The sequence below is a fragment of the Microbacterium sp. NPDC055455 genome, from assembly GCF_053619935.1.
Genome location: NZ_JBSHLB010000002.1, coordinates 329,092 through 346,436 on the forward strand (window position 1 = coordinate 329,092; position 17,345 = coordinate 346,436).

Annotated in this window: 16 protein-coding genes; 3 read left to right on the forward strand and 13 right to left on the reverse strand. The window is 71.3% G+C overall.

Going from position 1 to position 17,345, the window contains the following annotated elements:
• Nucleotides 1-6: 6 nt before the first annotated feature.
• From ACWGUG_RS07970 to ACWGUG_RS08015, 10 genes are all read right to left on the reverse strand, one after another.
• Entirely contained in the window at nucleotides 7-894 is an 888-nt protein-coding gene (locus ACWGUG_RS07970) for a shikimate dehydrogenase family protein (protein WP_452324369.1), read from the reverse strand.
• Nucleotides 861-2,477: an endolytic transglycosylase MltG gene (gene mltG, locus ACWGUG_RS07975; RefSeq protein ID WP_452324370.1), complete on the reverse strand. Its 1,617-nt coding sequence runs from the start codon at nucleotides 2,475-2,477 to the stop codon at nucleotides 861-863. Before mltG ends, ACWGUG_RS07970 begins: the two co-directional genes overlap by 34 nt.
• A complete protein-coding gene (gene ruvX, locus ACWGUG_RS07980; RefSeq protein WP_452324371.1) occupies nucleotides 2,477-2,944 on the reverse strand; it encodes a Holliday junction resolvase RuvX in 468 nt (155 codons plus the stop codon). The genes mltG and ruvX overlap by 1 nt, the downstream gene beginning before the upstream one ends.
• Nucleotides 2,945-2,957: 13 nt before the next feature.
• Complete coding sequence (gene alaS / locus ACWGUG_RS07985) at nucleotides 2,958-5,615, reverse strand: alanine--tRNA ligase (RefSeq protein ID WP_378880840.1); 2,658 nt, start codon at nucleotides 5,613-5,615, stop codon at nucleotides 2,958-2,960.
• Between the two features lie 92 nt (nucleotides 5,616-5,707).
• Complete coding sequence (locus tag ACWGUG_RS07990) at nucleotides 5,708-5,989, reverse strand: ATPase (RefSeq protein ID WP_336397994.1); 282 nt, start codon at nucleotides 5,987-5,989, stop codon at nucleotides 5,708-5,710.
• A 102-nt stretch (nucleotides 5,990-6,091) separates the two neighbouring features.
• The gene (gene rpsD, locus ACWGUG_RS07995; RefSeq protein ID WP_336397995.1) at nucleotides 6,092-6,721 is read right to left on the reverse strand and encodes a 30S ribosomal protein S4; all 630 of its coding nucleotides are present in this window, start codon (nucleotides 6,719-6,721) and stop codon (nucleotides 6,092-6,094) included.
• Between the two features lie 176 nt (nucleotides 6,722-6,897).
• Nucleotides 6,898-7,287 (reverse strand): hypothetical protein, encoded by a 390-nt coding sequence (locus ACWGUG_RS08000; RefSeq protein WP_336397996.1) that lies wholly within the window; start codon nucleotides 7,285-7,287, stop codon nucleotides 6,898-6,900.
• Nucleotides 7,288-7,289: 2 nt separating this feature from the next.
• Nucleotides 7,290-7,583 carry a hypothetical protein gene (locus ACWGUG_RS08005; RefSeq protein WP_336397997.1) on the reverse strand — a complete coding sequence of 98 codons (294 nt, stop codon included), beginning with the start codon at nucleotides 7,581-7,583 and terminating at the stop codon, nucleotides 7,290-7,292.
• Nucleotides 7,580-8,119, reverse strand: coding sequence for a helix-turn-helix transcriptional regulator (locus ACWGUG_RS08010; RefSeq protein ID WP_452324372.1), 540 nt, complete (start codon nucleotides 8,117-8,119; stop codon nucleotides 7,580-7,582). The genes ACWGUG_RS08005 and ACWGUG_RS08010 overlap by 4 nt, the downstream gene beginning before the upstream one ends.
• Before the next feature lie 69 nt (nucleotides 8,120-8,188).
• On the reverse strand, nucleotides 8,189-9,484 hold the full coding sequence (locus tag ACWGUG_RS08015) for a replication-associated recombination protein A (RefSeq protein WP_452324532.1): 1,296 nt from the start codon (nucleotides 9,482-9,484) through the stop codon (nucleotides 8,189-8,191).
• 238 nt (nucleotides 9,485-9,722) lie between these two features.
• On the opposite strand from ACWGUG_RS08015, the gene ACWGUG_RS08020 reads away from it, so the two are divergent.
• The 3 genes from ACWGUG_RS08020 to ACWGUG_RS08030 all read left to right on the forward strand — a co-directional run bounded on the left by ACWGUG_RS08020 (nucleotide 9,723) and on the right by ACWGUG_RS08030 (nucleotide 12,327).
• On the forward strand, nucleotides 9,723-10,043 hold the full coding sequence (locus tag ACWGUG_RS08020) for a dioxygenase (protein WP_336398000.1): 321 nt from the start codon (nucleotides 9,723-9,725) through the stop codon (nucleotides 10,041-10,043).
• Nucleotides 10,044-10,153: 110 nt separating this feature from the next.
• Entirely contained in the window at nucleotides 10,154-11,659 is a 1,506-nt protein-coding gene (locus tag ACWGUG_RS08025) for a DUF349 domain-containing protein (protein ID WP_452324373.1), read from the forward strand.
• Nucleotides 11,660-11,760: 101 nt separating this feature from the next.
• A complete protein-coding gene (locus tag ACWGUG_RS08030; protein WP_336398002.1) occupies nucleotides 11,761-12,327 on the forward strand; it encodes a hypothetical protein in 567 nt (188 codons plus the stop codon).
• Here ACWGUG_RS08030 and ACWGUG_RS08035 read toward each other — a convergent pair.
• From ACWGUG_RS08035 to secD, 3 genes are read right to left on the reverse strand one after another with little or no spacing between them, the layout of a single operon-like run.
• On the reverse strand, nucleotides 12,297-14,546 hold the full coding sequence (locus tag ACWGUG_RS08035) for a RelA/SpoT family protein (protein WP_336398003.1): 2,250 nt from the start codon (nucleotides 14,544-14,546) through the stop codon (nucleotides 12,297-12,299). The two genes, ACWGUG_RS08030 and ACWGUG_RS08035, sit on opposite strands and share 31 nt — an antisense overlap.
• Before the next feature lie 54 nt (nucleotides 14,547-14,600).
• Entirely contained in the window at nucleotides 14,601-15,593 is a 993-nt protein-coding gene (gene secF, locus ACWGUG_RS08040; protein ID WP_336398004.1) for a protein translocase subunit SecF, read from the reverse strand.
• Complete coding sequence (secD, locus tag ACWGUG_RS08045) at nucleotides 15,593-17,314, reverse strand: protein translocase subunit SecD (RefSeq protein ID WP_452324374.1); 1,722 nt, start codon at nucleotides 17,312-17,314, stop codon at nucleotides 15,593-15,595. The genes secF and secD overlap by 1 nt, the downstream gene beginning before the upstream one ends.
• Nucleotides 17,315-17,345 lie beyond the last annotated feature (31 nt).

The following is a 17,345-nucleotide window of genomic DNA, read 5'->3' on the forward strand; positions in this document are numbered from 1 at the left end:
GGCGGGTTACGCCGTGTGAGGATCGACGAGCACGCGGCGCATGGCTGCGAGGGCCTCGTCCTCCCGGTCCATCGGCATGTCGGGGTCGCCGTGGCGGAAGATGCGGATCTGCAGCAGGGCCTGGTGCAGCAGCATGCCCAGGCCCGACCGTGCCGGAGCGCCCGCGCGCTCCCACGCGTCGGAGAGAGCGGTCGGCCAGTGCCCGTACACGACGTCCAGGAGCAGCCCGCCCGAGCGCGCGAGCGCATCGGCGACGGCGGCGGGCAGCTGCGCCTCGCCCGGGAGCGTCGCGATCGTCACGGGGACGGCGGGATGATCGGATGCCGCCAGCGGCGCCGGGGAGACCGCGATGCCGAGCCGCTCTCCGAGCTGCACCAGAGCGTGGACGGCCTCGGGCCGACGGGCGGCCACCTCCACCTCGCTGGCTCCCAGCTCGGACAGCGCCACGAGGGCGGACGTCGCCGTGGCGCCCGCTCCCACGATCCGCGCACGGGGGACGACGGTGATCCGGTCGTCCGAGAGCGCGCGCACGATGCCGCCGACGTCGGTGTTGAAGCCGCGGGGCATGCCCGAGTCCGTGCCCCGCAGCAGGAGCGTGTTGACGGCGCCGGTGAGCTCGGCCCGGCGGTCGCGGGTCGCCGCGGCGTCGAAGGCGACCGCCTTCAGGGGCATCGTGAGCGACAGACCGCGCCACTCACGGTCGAGCCCGGCGAGCTCCTGCCCGAACGACGCTGCGTCGACGCGGCGGCGGCCGTACGACCAGTCCAGGCCCAGCACCGCGTAGGCGGCGGCGTGCAGCTGCGGCGAGCGGCTGTGCGCGATGGGATCGCCCCATACCTCCAGACGCGTCGCGCCGGGCGTCAGCACCCCGAGTCCGGGTTGTCGGCGCACCACTGCTGCCACTGCTCGACGTATCGCAGGTGCTCGCGGTAGGTCTCGGTGAAGACGGTTTCGCCGGTGTTCATGTTGACCGTGACGAAGTAGAGCCACGGACCTTCGGCGGGATGCATGGCCGCGTCGATCGCGACGTCGCCGGGGTTGGCGATCGGTCCGACCGGCAGCCCCGTGTGGACGTAGGTGTTCCACGGGTTGGGGTCGTTCAGCGCCTCTTCGGAGGAGCTCACCGTCCCGTCGTGCATCTCGCCGTAGCCGTACTGCGCGGTGGAGTCCATCTGCAGCTTGCCGAACGTCTCCTGGTTGCTCGGATCGAGCCGGTTCTGGATGACGGTCGACACCTTCTGCATGTCCTGCTCGAACCGCGCCTCGCGCTGGATGATCGACGCGATCGTCAGGATGCGCTGACGATCCTCGGGCGGCACCCCTGCCTCGTCCAGCGACTGCACCGTGCGGTCGACGAGCGTCTGGATCGCCGACTGGGGGGTGACGCTCGGATCGAACGTGTAGGTCGCGGGGAAGAGCCAGCCCTCGAGGCTGTCGGCCTGCACGCCGTACGCGGCGGGGTCCGCCGCGGCGGCCTGCAGCTGATCCAGCGGCAGCCCGGCGCCCTCGGCGAGCCGCTCGAGCGTGCCGTCCACCGTGAAGCCCTCGGGGATCTGCGCCGTGAACTCCTGCTTGTTGGCCGGATCGAGCAGCGCCGCCAGCGCGGCCTCGCTCGTCATCTGCTTCTGCAGCTTGAACACGCCCGGCTGGAAGTTCGGGTTCTGCCCGCTCTCGATGAGGTAGTCGTAGAACGCGTCGGGCGTCTTGGTCACCCCGGCGTCGTACAGCGACTGCGAGATGGGCGAGCCGGTGTCGCCCGAGGCGATCGTCACGAACGCCTCGCCGTTGGCCAGGCCCGCCTCGTAGTCCTTGGGCTCCTCCCACCCCATGACCTCGCGGATGTTGTCCTCATAGGTGTTCCACACCCAGAGGCCGCCGGCGGCGACGCCGCCGAGGATGGCGAGGACCACGCCGAGCGCGATCCACCCCGCGGCGCGCCGGCGCCTCCGGTTCTTGGCGGGTGGCACGTCTCCGATGTCCTCCGTCGAGGTGGAACCGCTGAACAGCTCCTCGAGCGTCCCGCTCGCGAAGTCCGCCGCCGGCGCGTCGCCGCGGGGCGCCGCCGACCGCGCTGCGGAGGGCGCGGCCCCGGCGGCGGTGCCGTTCGCGGCGCGGCTGTAGGGCATCGCGGGGCCGACGCCGGCGCCGGCGAAGATCCATGGGTCGTCGTCGGAGGACGAGCCCTCGGCGCCGACCGGATCCGCCGGTCGCGGGGTCCGAATCGGCACGGGCTGGAATCCCTCGCCGGAGCCGTCGCCCGCCGGCGCGGCGTGAGCCGGCGACGGCGCGGAATCGCTCCGGCTCACCGGCGACGGCCCGGAGACGAGCGTCTCCCACGACGCCGGCGGAGCGGCCGCCGGCGACGAGGCCGGGGCCTGCGCAGGTGTGGCGCCGGTCGAGGACCGGCGGGCTGCGGCTTCGCGGGCGGCGCGACGCGACTGGGGGATCGCTTCGCCGTCAGGCGATGAGTCGGGCATCAGGCTGGCTCCTGGGGGACGGTGATTCCGGGCGGACGGCCGGTGCTCTTCTCGACATCGAGCGCTTGCTGGAGCAGGACGACCGCGGCGACCTGGTCAATGATGGTACGCGACGAACGCTGGGATCTGCCCGAACTGCGCAGGGCCGCGTGTGCGGAGACCGTCGAGAGGCGCTCGTCCACGAGCCTCACCGGGAGAGCGGATGCCGCGGCCAGCGCCGCTGCGAACTCCCGTGCGTCCCGGGTCGAGGCGGTGTCCTCGCCCCTCATGTTCAGCGGCAGACCGACCAGCACCTCGAAGGCCCCGTGCTCGTCGGCGAGGGCGATGACGCGCGCGACGGAGCCGTCGTCGCGCGGCACGGTCTCGACCGGCGTCGCGAGCAGCCCGTCGGGGTCGCACTTCGCGACCCCGACGCGGGCCTTGCCGACGTCGACACCGAGCCGCGTGCCCCTGCGGAACCCGCTCATGAGCGCGCGCCGCTCACGCGGCGAGGGCGTCCTTCACGGCGGCCAGCGCGGCCGGCAGGGAGGCGGCATCCGCTCCCCCGCCCTGCGCGACGTCGTCTCGGCCGCCTCCGCCGCCGCCGAGCACGCCCGCGGCGCCCTTGGCGAGAGCGCCCGCCTTGGCGCCCGCGGCGCGCGCGGCGTCGTTGGTCGCGACGATGACGACGGGGCGGTCGTTCACGACGGCGCCCAGTGCGACGACGGCGGCGTCCGATCCGAGGCGCTCGCGCACCTGCAGGGCGAGCGAGCGGACGTCGTCGGCCGACGCGGCGGTGCCGAGCGACTCGGCGACCACCAGGGTCTCACCGACGCGGGTCGCGGTGCCCGCGAGGGCGGGCAGGCGGTCCCCGAGCGCCTTGGCCTCGAAAGCCGCGATCTTCTTCTCGGCGGCCTTGAGGCTGGCCTGGAGCTCGGCGATGCGGGCGGGGAGCTGCTCGCGCGGCGCCTTGAGCGAGGAGGTGAGCTGCGAGACGAGCGCGCGCTCCGCGGCCAGCGACCGGAAGGCGTCCAGGCCGACCAGCGCCTCGACACGGCGGTTGGAGGCGCCGACAGACGATTCGCCCACGAGGCTGATGAGTCCGACCTCGGCGCTCGCCGACACGTGCGTGCCGGCGCACAGCTCGCGCGACCACGGGCCGCCGATGTCGACCATGCGCACCGTGTCGCCGTACTTCTCGCCGAACAGCGCCATCGCGCCCAGGGCCTTGGCCTCATCCAGCGGGAGCACGCGCGTGGTCACCTCGAGGTTGTCCCGCACCGCGTTGTTGGCGATCTCCTCGATCTCGGACTTCGTCTGGTCGGACAGCGACTGGCCCCACGAGAAGTCGAAGCGCATGTAGCCGGCGCGGTTCAGCGAGCCGGCCTGCGTCGCGGTCTTGCCGAGCGTGTCGCGCAGGGCGGCGTGCACGAGGTGGGTCGCGGAGTGCGCCTGGCGGGCGGCGCGGCGGTTCGCGGCATCCACCACCGACGTGGCCGGCTGGCCGACGCCGACCTCTCCGGTGGAGACCTCGACGGTGTGGCTCACCAGGCCCGGCACGGGCTTCTGCACGTCGAGGACCTCGAGCTCGTAGCCCGGACCCACGATCACGCCCTTGTCGGCGACCTGTCCGCCCGACTCGGCGTACAGCGCCGTCTCGGCGAGGATGACCTCCGCGATCTGCCCGACGCTCGCGCGATCGACCGACGTGCCGTCGACGAGGATGCCGAGCACGCGCGACTCGGTCTCGAGGTCGGTGTACCCCGTGAAGACCGTCTCGCCCTGCGCGCGCAGATCGCGGTACACGCTGGTGTCGGCGAGCTGACGCTTGCGGGCGCGCGCATCGGCCTTGGCCCGCGCGCGCTGCTCCTGCATGAGGGTGTCGAACGCGGCCCGGTCGACGCTCAGGCCCGCCTCCTCGGCGATCTCGAGGGTGAGATCGATCGGGAAGCCGTAGGTGTCGTGCAGCAGGAACGCCTCATCGCCGGGGATGGAGGTCCCGCCGGCGGCCTTCGTCCCGGTCAGGGACTCCTCGAGGATCGCCTCACCCGCGGCGAGCGTGCGCAGGAAGGTGGCCTCCTCGGCGAGGGCGTACTGCGAGATGCGCGCCCAGTCCGTCTCGACGACGGGGTAGGCATCTTTCATGGCGTCGCGCGAGGCCGCGAACAGCTCTGCGAACGTCGGCCCGTCGACGCCGAGCAGGCGCATCGAGCGGATGACCCGTCGCATCAGGCGGCGCAGGATGTAGCCGCGGCCGTCGTTGGACGGCGTGACGCCGTCCGACATGAGCATGAGGGACGAGCGGACGTGGTCGGCGACCACACGGAAGCGCACGTCGTCGTCGTGGTTCGCGCCGTACGTGCGGCCCGACAGCGCCACCGCGCGGTCGAGGACCGGACGCACCTGGTCGGTCTCGTACATGTTGTCGACGCCCTGCTTGATGAACGCGATGCGCTCCAGGCCCATGCCGGTGTCGATGTTCTTGTTCGGCAGCTCCCCCACGACGTCGAAGTCGTACTTCGAGCGCACGTTGGTGATCTCGTACTGCATGAACACGAGGTTCCAGATCTCGACGTACCGGTCGTCATCGGTGGCGGGGCCGCCGTCGACGCCGTACGCGGGGCCGCGGTCGAAGAAGATCTCCGAGCAGGGGCCGGCGGGGCCGGGCAGCCCGGTGCTCCAGTAGTTGGTGTCCTTGCCCAGACGCTGGATCCGCTCCTCGGGCAGGCCGGTGAGCCGCAGCCACAGGTCGTGGGCCTCGTCGTCCTCCTCGTAGACGGTCACCCACAGGTCCTTCGGGTCGAAGCCCAGGCCGCCCTCCGCCTCGGCGCTCGTGAGGAGCTCCCACGCGTAGCGGATCGCGCCTTCCTTGAAGTAGTCGCCGAACGACCAGTTGCCCAGCATCTGGAAGAACGTGCCGTGCCGAGGGGTCTTGCCGACCTCCTCGATGTCGTTCGTGCGGATGCACTTCTGGTTGTCGGCGGCCCGCGGATAGGGCGCGGGCACGTCCCCCGACAGATACGGGATGAAGGGCACCATGCCGGCCACGGTGAACAGCAGCGCAGGGTCGTCGGTCACGAGCGAGGCCGACGGGACGATGGTGTGGCCGTTCTTCTCGAAGTAATCGAGGAAGCGCTGGGCGATCTCGGCGGTCTTCATGCGGGTCCTTGCTGATGCGTGCGGGGGCGTGCGTGAGGGAGAGGGTGTTTCGAGGGTGTTCGGAGCCGGTGGCCGCGTGGCGGCCGGCGTCGTCAGTCCGCGATCTTGCGGGCGGCGGTCTGAGCCGAGTCGAGGACCTCGGATGCCGCGGCGGCGGCCGTGCCCGCGGCGTCGGCGGCGGCATCGCGCACGTCGTCGACGATCCCCGCGAACCGGGACTCCTGCTCGCGGTACGCGTCGCCGATGCGGTCGGTGAACTCCGTGATGCGGGCGTCGACCTCGGCGAGGATCTCGTGGCCGCGCGGGTCCTTGTTGACCAGGTGCGCGAGGACGAATCCGCCGGCGATGCCGAACAGGAACCACAGGAGCTTCATGTCACCACTTCCTCGCGGGGCCGCCGGAGCGCGGCATCCTCCCATCGTATGCGGAAACGACGAAGGGCGCCGGGTTGCCCCGGCGCCCTTCGTGCGACCGTGTTACCGGGCCGCGTAGTACTCGACGACGAGCTGGACGTCGCAGACCACGGGGACCTCGGCACGCTTCGGGCGGCGCACCAGGCGGGCCTGGAGCTTGTCGAGCTCGACCTCGAGGTAGCCCGGGACCGGGGGCAGGACGTCGGCGTGACCGCCGGCGGCCGCCACCTGGAAGGGCTCGAGGCCCTCGCTCTTGCCCTTGACATGGATGAGCTGACCCGGCTTCACGCGGAACGACGGGCGGTCGACGAGCTGGCCGTCCACGAGGATGTGGCGGTGCACGACGAGCTGACGCGCCTGCGCGGTGGTGCGGGCGAAGCCGGCGCGGAGCACGAGGGCGTCCAGGCGCATCTCGAGCTGCTCGACCAGGTTCTCACCGGTCAGGCCCTGGGTGCGGCGAGCCTCGTTGAACTGGATGCGCAGCTGCTTCTCGCGGATGCCGTACTGCTCGCGCAGACGCTGCTTCTCGCGGAGACGGACGGCGTAGTCGCTGTCGGCCTTGCGCTTGGTGCGGCCGTGCTCGCCCGGAGCGTAGGGACGCTTCTCGAGGTAGCGGGCGGCCTTCGGGGTGAGCGCGACGCCGAGCGCGCGCGACAGACGGACCTTGCGGCGGTCCTGGGACTTCGTAGCCACGAAGTGTTCCTTTCGATGACGCTGCCGTGTCTCTCACGGCTCGCGGGCGTATCGCCCTGTCTTCGCCCTGTCCGGACTGCACGCCGGGGCATGCCGGCAGGTCGGTGAAGAAGAGAGGGGATGCCCGAAAACGGAGTTTCGAGCCGCTCAAGCCTACCAGAGGTCCGCCGGGCCCTTCATGAGAGGGCGACGACCAGCGTGGCGGCTGCGAGAGCGGCGCAGGCGGGGGTCATCGTGAGGCGCTCGGCCCGGCTGCGCGAGACCGCGTTCATGGCGATGCCGACGACGAAGTAACCGAAGAGCACCCAGGTGATCACCGCGACGGCGGGGCTGTCGCCGCCGGGCAGCGCGCCCGCCCGGCTGAGCAGCACGACAGCGAAGGCCGCGTACAGCACCACCGAGACGGCGCTGCCGATGCGCAGGCGACGCGGCAGCACACGATGGGCGCCGCCCCACACGAACCTTCCCCACGGTGCGCCTGCGGCCACGCAGGCCTGCAGCACCGCGAGCGCGCACAGGATCAGCGTGGCAACGGTGGCCGCGACGAGGGCGGGTGTCGGCGGCATCCCTATCTCCAGACGAAGACGGCGATGAGGAAGATGGCGTACGCGATGCCCGCTGCGACGGCGAGCCCGTTCGACAGGCGGCCCCAGCGCGCGCGGACGGCCGCGATCGCGAAGGCGGCGGTCAGGAGGGCCCACACCAGCGTGTGGCCGCCGTCGACGACGGCCAGGCGCAGCCCCGTGGCCTCGGGAACCTCAACGCCGTCGCCGACGGTGGCGAAGACCACGGTCACCACCAGGGCGGCCGCGGACGCGAGTCCGAAGAGGGTGCGCGCGCGGGCGCGGGGCTTCGCGGTCATGGCAGCTTCTCCCCCATCTCGTCGATCCAGGCGCGCATCAGCGCGTGCGAGCGCAGGCCGTAGTCCAGCGTCGCGCGCTGGTACGCGAACAGCCGCTGGGTGGCGGGGTCGAGATCCCCCGTCCGCGCGTCCACCTCGACGGCGAGGGCTTCCAGCGCCCGCCGCGCGTCGTCCACGTGCTCGCGGATGGTGCGGAGGACGCCGGCGCGGTCCGACGCCGGCTCGAGCCTGCCGAGGAGGAACACCTTGGCGAGCACGGTCGTCTCGGCCTCCGTCCCCTGCGGGATGGGCGCCAGCATCCAGGCCCGCCACCGTCGGGTGCCCTCGTCGGTGATCCGGTGGACCTTTCGGCCGCGCCTGGTGCCGTCGGCCTCTTCGACCACCACCGCGCCGACGGCGGTCAGGTGCTGCAGGGCGCGCTGGATGCTGCCGGAACTCGCGCTGTAGAACAGCGAGATCCCCGCGGCGAACCGCTTCTGGAGGTCGTAGAGCGACAGCGGCCCGCCGAGCAGCAGGCCGAGGATGACGAATTGCATGGGCGCCTCCGAGGTCGAACGCCACGATATTCCTTTGAGGGATATATATCTACCTCTGAGGGATATCGATCAGCTGCCGTCGAGGATGCGCCGGATCTTCTCGAGGCGCGCCTGCACGTCGCGCTCCGCGCCGAGCGCCTTGGGCTCGTAGTACCGGCGTCCGCGCAGCTCGTCCGGAAGGTACTGCTGCGGCGAGATGCCGATCTCGGCGTCGTGCGGGTAGACGTAGCCCTTGCCGTGACCGAGGCGCTTGGCGCCCGGATAGTGCGCGTCGCGCAGGTGGACCGGGACCCGCCCGAAGCCGCCCGCGCGCACGTCGGCGATCGCCTTGTCGATCGCGAGGTAGGCGGCGTTGGACTTCGCCGTGGTCGCGAGGTACGCCGTCGCCTCTGCCAGCGGGAGGCGGCCCTCGGGCATGCCGATGAACTGCACGGCATCCGCGGCTGCCACCGCGATCGGCAGCGCGTGCGGATCGGCCAGTCCGATGTCTTCGGCCGCGGAGATGATGAGCCTGCGGGCGATGAACCTGGGGTCCTCACCCGCCTCGATCATGCGGGCGAGGTAGTGCATGGCGGCATCGACGTCCGAGCCGCGGATCGACTTGATGAACGCGCTGATGACGTCGTAGTGCTCGTCCCCCTGGCGGTCGTAGCGCAGCAGTGCCCGGTCGACGGCCTGCGACACCTGCTCGGTCGTGATCTCGGGGACCCCGGCCGCCTCGGCGTCGTCGGGATCGTCGTCGGGAACCGCGAGGGATGCCGCGGCCTCGAGCGCCGTCAGGGCTCGCCGCGCGTCCCCCGACGCCAGGCGCACGATCGCGTCGCGAGCCTCGTCGCCCAGCGCGACCGCGCCGGACAGTCCGCGCGGATCGGCCACCGCCCGGTCGAGCAGCATGCGCAGGTCGTCGTCGGTGAGCGGCTTGAGGGTGAGCAGGAGCGAGCGCGACAGCAGCGGGGAGATGACCGAGAACGAGGGGTTCTCGGTGGTCGCCGCGATGAGGACGACCCAGCCGTTCTCGACGCCGGGCAGCAGGGCGTCCTGCTGCGCCTTGGTGAAGCGGTGGATCTCATCGAGGAAGAGGATGGTCGACTGCCCGTACAGATCGCGTTGCGTCAGCGCCTCCTGCATCACCTCGCGCACGTCGCGCACGCCCGCCGTCACGGCGGACAGCTCGACGAACCGCCGGCCGGAGGAGCGCGCGATCGCCTGGGCGAGGGTCGTCTTGCCGGTGCCGGGCGGCCCCCACAGGATGACCGAGGTCGCGGCGCGCGCGGCCGCCTCGGGGTTCGCGAGCGTCACGAGCGGGGATCCCGCGCGCAGCAGGTGCGACTGACCGGCCACCTCGTCGAGCGAGGTCGGACGCATGCGGACCGCGAGAGGGGTGAGCCCCTGGAAGAGCGCGGTCGGACTGGTCACGCCTCCAGGCTATCCCGGTGCGCGGACGGCGGATCCGGGGCGTTTTGGCCGCCGCCGGGCGTGCCCCGTAGGATCAACCCGCCCGGGCGCGCCCCGGGAGCACCGCGCGGCCCGATCCGGTCCGGAGCGGACGACCGGGCCCTCCCCCGCGCGGGACGGCCGGCGACGAGGCGAACGAGGAGGTCCCGTGGCGACCGGTGGCAAGGATCGCGGCGCACGTGCCGAGAAGGAGCGCTCGCGGCTCTATCAGGCGCGTCGGCAGTTCCATGAGGACCAGGCCCGTCGCCGTCGCCGCGACAATCTCATCGCCGGCATCGCGGGAGGCGTGCTGGTGCTGGGACTCATCGCCGCGCAGACGGTCTATTTCGTGGCGGGGCCCGGAGCACCTGCCCCGTCCCCGACGTCGGTGACCACGCCCACGCCCTCGCCGACGGAGCCCACCCCGTCGTCGACGCCCGCGCCCACCACGACGCCCGAGCCGACGCCGAGCCCCACCGCGACGTCCTGACGAGGTCGATCCCCGAGGCGGCGAAGTCATCGGAGTCGGGGCATCCGCCGTACTAGGCTTTAGCCGTCCTACTCCCTACAGACGGCGCGAGCCGCGATGAGGTGCATCCCGTGACTGCCGCAGCAGACTTCCAGCCCGAGACCGACGCCCCCGAGAACACCGGGACCGGCGAGAACGAGAACCCCGCGACCGCGGAGGCGGCCGAGAGCACGGCGGACGGGACGGATGCCGCGGCCGCGGCCGACGGCTTGCCCGACGAGGCCCCCGCGGACGCCGAGCCCGAGCAGACCCCAGAGGCGACGGACGACGCCGAGCCTGCGGTCGCCGACGCCGAGCCCGCAGTCGCCGACGCCGAGCCCGCCGCCGGCGCCGAGACGCCCGCTCCGGCGTCCGACGAGCCCTGGGGCCGCGTCGACGAGGACGGCACCGTCTCGGTTCGCGAGGCCGCCGGGTGGCGCGTCGTGGGCCAGTATCCCGACGGCTCCGTCGAGGAGGCCCTGGCGTACTTCGAGCGCAAGTACTCCGACCTCGCGAGCGAGGTGACGCTCCTCGAGGTGCGTCACCGCCGCGGCGGCGCGTCCGCATCCGACCTGCGCGCCACCGCCCGCACCATCAACGGCAAGCTCGACGGCGCCGCGGCGGTCGGCGACCTCGCGAGCCTTGCGGCCCGCGTGGCTGCTCTCACCGAGACCCTCGCCGCGGAGTCCGAGACCGAGGCCGTGGCGGCCCGCGCGGCCGTCGACGACGCCGTCAAGGCACGCACGGAGCTCGTCGAGAAGGCCGAGGCCCTCGCGGCGCGCGACCCCAAGACGGTGCAGTGGAAGCAGGCGAGCGCCGACCTCAACGCGCTGTTCGAGCAGTGGCAGTCGCAGCAGCAGAGCGGCCCCCGCCTGCCGAAGTCGACCGCGCAGCAGCTCTGGAAGCGATTCCGCGACGCCCGTGCGACGGTCGACAAGCACCGTCGTGCGTTCTACGCCGAGCTCGACGAGGCCCACAAGACCGTCCGCGACCGCAAGAGCCGTCTGGTCGAGAAGGCCGAGGCGCTGTCGTCCAAGGGCGAGGACGGCATCCCCGCCTACCGCGAGCTGCTTGACGAGTGGAAGACCGCCGGCCGCGCCGGCAAGAAGGTCGACGACGCGCTGTGGGCCCGGTTCAAGGCCGCCGGCGACGCCCTCTACGGCGCACGCGTGGAGCGCGAGGCGGCGGACGCCGAGGCATCCCGCGAGAAGATCGAGCTCAAGCGCGGTCTGCTCGAGGAGGCGAAGGCGGTCGGCGACGAGCGCGACATCGCCAAGGCGAGGTCGATCCTCACGGGCATCCAGCGCCGCTGGGACGAGATCGGACGGGTCTTCCCGCGCGACACCGAGCGCTCCCTCGACGACGAGCTCCGGCGCGTCGAGAACGCGCTGCGCACCCGCGAGGACGCCGACTGGAAGCGGAACGACCCCGAGCAGAAGGCGCGCGCCAACGACATGACGCGCCAGCTGACCGACGCGATCCAGAAGCTCGAGGACGAGGTGGAGGCGGCCAAAGCGACGGGCGACAAGCGCGCGATCGCGAAGGCGACCGAGGCGCTGGAAGCCCGCCGTTCGTGGCTGAAGGCACTGGGCGGCTGAGCCGACGCACGCACGGCCGGAGGGACTGACGCCGATCGCGTTCTCCACAGCCCGGCCGATGCGGCGCCCGCGACGGCCGCGCGCTGCGGCACACTTCCCCCATGGGATCGCCGTTCCTCTACTTCACCGACGATCGCCTCTCGGAGGCCGAGCTCACGGCCGCCTGCCTCGACGGCGACCTCGTCGCACTCGGTGACGCGTACATCCCGGCCGACGCCGTCGAGACGGCGGCGCTGCGGGCGGGGTCGCTGACCCCGATCCTCGGCGACACCCTCGCCGCCACCCACCTCACCGCCGCGTGGGTCCATGGCGGGCTCCCGCTGCCGCCTGCCCGGCACACCGTCCAGCGGGCGGTGGCGCGGCGGCTGCACCTCGTCCCCGACCGCCGGCTGGTCTACCGCGACCTCGCCGTCGCGCCCGACGACCTCCAGCGCGTCGGCGGCGTCCTGGTGACGACGCCGGAGCGCACGCTCGCCGACCTCGCCCGGCTCGGCGACGGGCCTCACGTGCGGGCGGCGCGGCTGCTCGCCGCGGCCGCTCCGGCCCTCGTCCCCCTCGCGATCGCACGTCTGGAGGCCGGGACGCTCCCCCACAAGCGATCAGCCCTGTCGGTGCTCCAACGGATCCAGGCCGCGGATCAGGACGACGTGACGCGGTACACGTCGTAGACCGCGTCGATGCGCCGGACCGCGTTCAGCACGCGGTCGAGGTGGACGATGTCGCCCATCTCGAACACGAACCGGCTGAGGGCGAGCCGGTCGTTCGAGGTCGAGACGGTGGCCGAGAGGATGTTGACGTGGTGCTCGCTGAGCACGCGCGTGACATCGCTCAGCAGCCCGGAGCGGTCCAGCGCCTCGACCTGGATCTGCACCAGGAAGACGCTCTTGGTGGTCGGCGCCCACTCGACGTCGATCAGGCGCTCCTGGTCCGCCATCAGCGACTTCACGTTCGTGCAGTCGGTCCGATGCACCGAGACGCCGCTGCCGCGGGTCACGAAGCCGACGACCTCGTCTCCGGGGACCGGCGTGCAGCACTTGGCCAGCTTCACGAGGATGTCGGGGGCTCCGCGGACGAGGACGCCGGAGTCCCCGCCGCGCGGCGCGCGGGAGCGACCGACGACCGGCAGGTCGATCGGACCCGTCGTGGTGTCGTTGGCGGCGACGAGCGCGGTCACCTTCTCGATCACGGACTGCGTCGAGACGTGACCTTCGCCGACGGCGGCATACAGCGCGGAGACGTCCTCGTAGCGCAGCTGGTGGGCGACCTCGGTGAACGAGTCCTGACTCATCAGGCGCTGCAGCGGCAGGTTCTGCCGGCGCATCGCGCGGGCGATCGACTCCTTGCCCTGCTCGATCGCCTCCTCGCGGCGCTCCTTGGTGAACCAGCCGCGGATCTTGTTGCGCGCGCGGGTGCTCTTGACGAACCCGAGCCAGTCCTGGCTGGGGCCGGCGTCGGGGTTCTTGGAGGTGAACACCTCGACGACGTCACCGCTCTTGAGCTCGGACTCCAGCGGCACCAGGCGGCCGTTCACCTTCGCACCCATCGTGCGGTGGCCCACCTCGGTGTGCACGGCGTAGGCGAAGTCCACCGGGGTCGCGCCGGCCGGGAGGCCGATCACGCGCCCCTTCGGCGTGAAGACGTAGACCTCCTTCGCGCCGATCTCGAACCGCAGCGAGTCGAGGAACTCGCCCGGGTCGGCGGTCTCTGCCTGCCAGTCGGAGATGTGCGCGAGCCACGCCATGTCGGTGTCGACGGACTTGGCGTCCGTCTTGCCGCCGTTCATCTGCTCCTTGTACTTCCAGTGGGCGGCCACGCCGTACTCCGCCTGCTGATGCATCTCGTGCGTGCGGATCTGGATCTCGACGGTGCGCCCGCCCGGGCCGATCACCGTGGTGTGGAGCGACTGATACAGGTTGAACTTCGGCGTCGCGATGTAGTCCTTGAAGCGCCCGGACAGCGGCGTCCAGCGTGCGTGGATCGCACCGAGCACGGCGTAGCAGTCGCGGACGCTGCCCACGAGGACACGGATGCCGATGAGGTCGTAGATGTCGTCGAACTCGCGACCGCGCACGACCATCTTCTGGTACACCGAGTACAGCTGCTTGGGGCGGCCCATCACGCGGCCGCGGATGCGCAGCTCGCGGAGGTCGCTGTCGACCGCGGCGATCACGTTCTGCACGTACTGCTCGCGCTGCGGCGTGCGCTGCTTGACGAGGCTGTCGATCTCGGCGTACAGCTTCGGGTGCAGCACGGCGAACGAGAGGTCCTCGAGCTCGGACTTGATCGCCTGGATGCCGAGCCGGTGAGCCAGCGGCGCGTAGATCTCGAGCGTCTCGGTGGCCTTCTTGCGAGCTTTCTCCGGCGGGACGAAGCCCCAGGTGCGCGCGTTGTGCAGCCGGTCGGCGAGTTTGATGAGGAGTACGCGGATGTCGCGGGACATCGCGACGATCATCTTGCGGACGGTTTCGGCCTGGGCGCTCTCGCCGTACTTGACCTTGTCGAGCTTCGTGACCCCGTCCACGAGCATCGCGACCTCGTCGCCGAACTCGCTCGTGAGCATCTCGAGCGAGTAGTGCGTGTCCTCCACTGTGTCGTGGAGCAGGGCCGCCGCGATCGCACGCGGGCCGAGACCGAGGTCGGCGAGGATCTGGGCCACCGCGAGCGGATGCGTGATGTAGGGCTCGCCGCTCTGCCTCGCCTGGCCGGAGTGGGCGGACTCGGCGACCGAGTACGCGCGCTCGACGATCGACAGATCGCCCTTGGGGTGGTGCGTGCGCACCGTGCGCAGGAGCTGCTCGACGTCGTCGCGCCGTGCCGACCGCGAGAAGATGCGCGGCACGAGACGCCGAAGCGACGAGGACTGGGCGGGGGGAACGGTCTCGGTCATTCGAAACCCTCCCCTCCGCCGGACCTCACAATCCTACGCCCGCGCGTCGTGCGCTCAGGCCGGGGTGCCGGCCAGCTCGCGCGCCGTCACGACGCGCGCGTCGCGCGTCTTGATCGCCGGCTCGTTCTCACGCAGCAGCGAGTACAGCGGCGCGGCGACGAAGATGGTCGAGTACGCGGCCACGATCGTTCCCACGAAGATCGACAGCGACAGGTCTGTGAGCGTCTGCGCGCCGGCCCAGATGAGGCCGATGAACAGGATCGCACCCGTCGGCAGGATCGCCACGACGGTCGTGTTGATGGAGCGCACGAGCGTCTGGTTCACCGCGAGGTTGACCGACTCACCGAAGGTGCGCCCCGACACCTCTCCGTCCTCGCTGGTGTTCTCCCGGATCTTGTCGAACACGACCGTGGTGTCGTACAGGGCGTACGAGAGGATCGTCAGGAAGCCGATCACCGCGGCGGGCGAGATCTCGAACCCGAACAGCGCGTAGACGCCGATGGTGATGATGAGGACGTCGACGAGGCCGATGATCGCCGACACCGACATCTTCCACGTGCGGAAGTACAGCGCGAGGATGATGAAGGTCAGGGCCAGGAAGATCGCCAGTCCCCACAGCGACTGCCGCGTCACGTCGGCACCCCAGCTGGGGCCGATGAACGCGTAGCTCACCTCGCTCTCCGGAACGTCGTACGCCTCGGCGAGGGCGTCGGAGACCTCGCGGCTCTCGGCATCCGTCATCTGATCGGTCTGGACGCGGACGGCGTCCTCTCCGATCGTGACCACCTTCGTCGTCGCCTCGGGCACCACCGACAGCACGGCGTCGGTCGCCAGCGACTGGTCGACCGGCGACTGCACGCCGTTGACGGTGAACTGCGAGCCGCCGGTGAACTCGATCGAGAACTGGATCGGGCGGAACAGCGGCACGAGAACCGAGCCGAGGACGAGGAGCGCCGCGATGAGGAACCACAGGTTGCGGCGTCCGACGAAGGGGAACGACGTCTTGCCCGTGTAGAGGTCGTTGCCGAGCTGGCTCATGGAGCGCATCAGTCGTCTCCCTCCTTGACGGTCGTGCCCGGTCTGCTGTCGGCCGCGGCGAGCTCGGCCTGCTTGCGCTCGGCGATCGTCTGGCGGCGCACGGCCTCGCCGCGGGCCTTGACGGTGCGGCGTCCGGCGGCGCCGCCGGCGAGCACCGGCTCGCGGAACTGCGCGCGCCCGCGGTACACCGCGCCCAGCGCCGTCGGATCGAGCCCTGACAGCGGATGCCCCGACCCGAAGAACGTCGTGCGCACGAGCAGCTGCATCACGGGGTGCGTGAACAGGATGAAGATCAGGACGTCGATGGCCGTGGTGAGGCCGAGGGTGAAGGCGAAGCCCTTCACCGTCGAGTCCGCGAGGATGTAGAGGACCACTGCGGCGAGGATGTTGATCGACTTCGAGATGTAGATCGTGCGCTTCGCGCGTCCCCAGCCGTCCTCGACGGCCGCCGTGACCGACTTGCCGTCGCGCAGCTCGTCGCGGATGCGCTCGAAGTAGACGATGAAGGAGTCGGCCGTGAAGCCGATCGTCACGATGAGGCCCGCGACGCCGGCCAGCGAGAGGCGGAAGCCCATGCGCCACGCGAGGATGCACAGCGTGACGTAGGTGAGCACGGCCATGACCGCCAGCGAGGCGATGATGACGAACCCGAGCGCGCGGTAGACGATGAGCGAGTACAGCGCGACGAGCGCGAGACCGATGAGACCCGCGATGAGGCCGATCTGCAGCTGCTGCGAGCCGAGCGTCGCCGAGATGGAGTTGGAGCTCTCGACCGTGAAGCTCAGCGGCAGCGCGCCGTACTTGAGCTGGTCGGCGAGCACCTTGGCGGTCTCCTGGGTGAAGCTGCCGGTGATGCTCGGCTTGCCGTCGGTGATGACGCCGTTCATGGAGGGCGCCGAGAGCACGTACCCGTCCAGGACGAACGCGAACTGGTTCAGCGGCGCCTGGGCGCCGTACAGGCGCTGGCTGATCTCGCCGAAGATCTGGGTGCCCTCGCCGTCGAACTGCAGGTTGACCGCCCACAGCCCGTTCTGCTGCTGCAGGCCGAACGTCGCGTCGTCGATCGACGAGCCGTCGAGCTCGACCGGGCCCAGGATGTACTTGACCGTGCGGTCGGCGTCGCAGGTGATCAGCGGCTCGTCGGCCGGAGCGCTGGCCGGGTCGTTGGCCGGGTCGGAGCAGTCGTACGCGAGGAACTCGGCCTGCAGGGCCGGCGTGATCCACGCGGTGTCGCTGCCGTTGGTCGGCGAGGTCGTGGGCGTCGCCTGCAGCGTGGGATCGGGAGTCGGATACGGCGTGGCGTTGCCGTCCTCTCCGACGAACTCGGTGGCGGGGTCGCCTGCGTACAGCACGGCGCGCAGCTGGAGCTGCGCCGAGGCCTCGATCCGGTTGCGGGTCTCCTCGTCGGCCTGCCCGGGGATCTGCACGACGATCTGGTTGCCCGCCTGCGTGGTCACCTCGGCCTCGCCGACGCCGGAGGCGTCGACGCGCTGACGGATGATCGTGACGGCCTGCTCCATCTGCTCGGCCGACGGGTCGGCGCCGTCCTCGGTCTGGGCCTCGAGCACGATCTGGGTGCCGCCCTGGAGGTCCAGGGCGAGAGCGGGGGTCCACGAGCTCTGGCCGAACACGTACACGCCCAGGGCGTTGATGCCGAACAGGAGGGCCGTGATGGCGAGGAGGCCGGTCAGCGCGCGCCACGCATGCCGGACGGGAGTGGATGTCGCCACGTCTCTGCTTTCTTGGGATGCCCGAACGGGC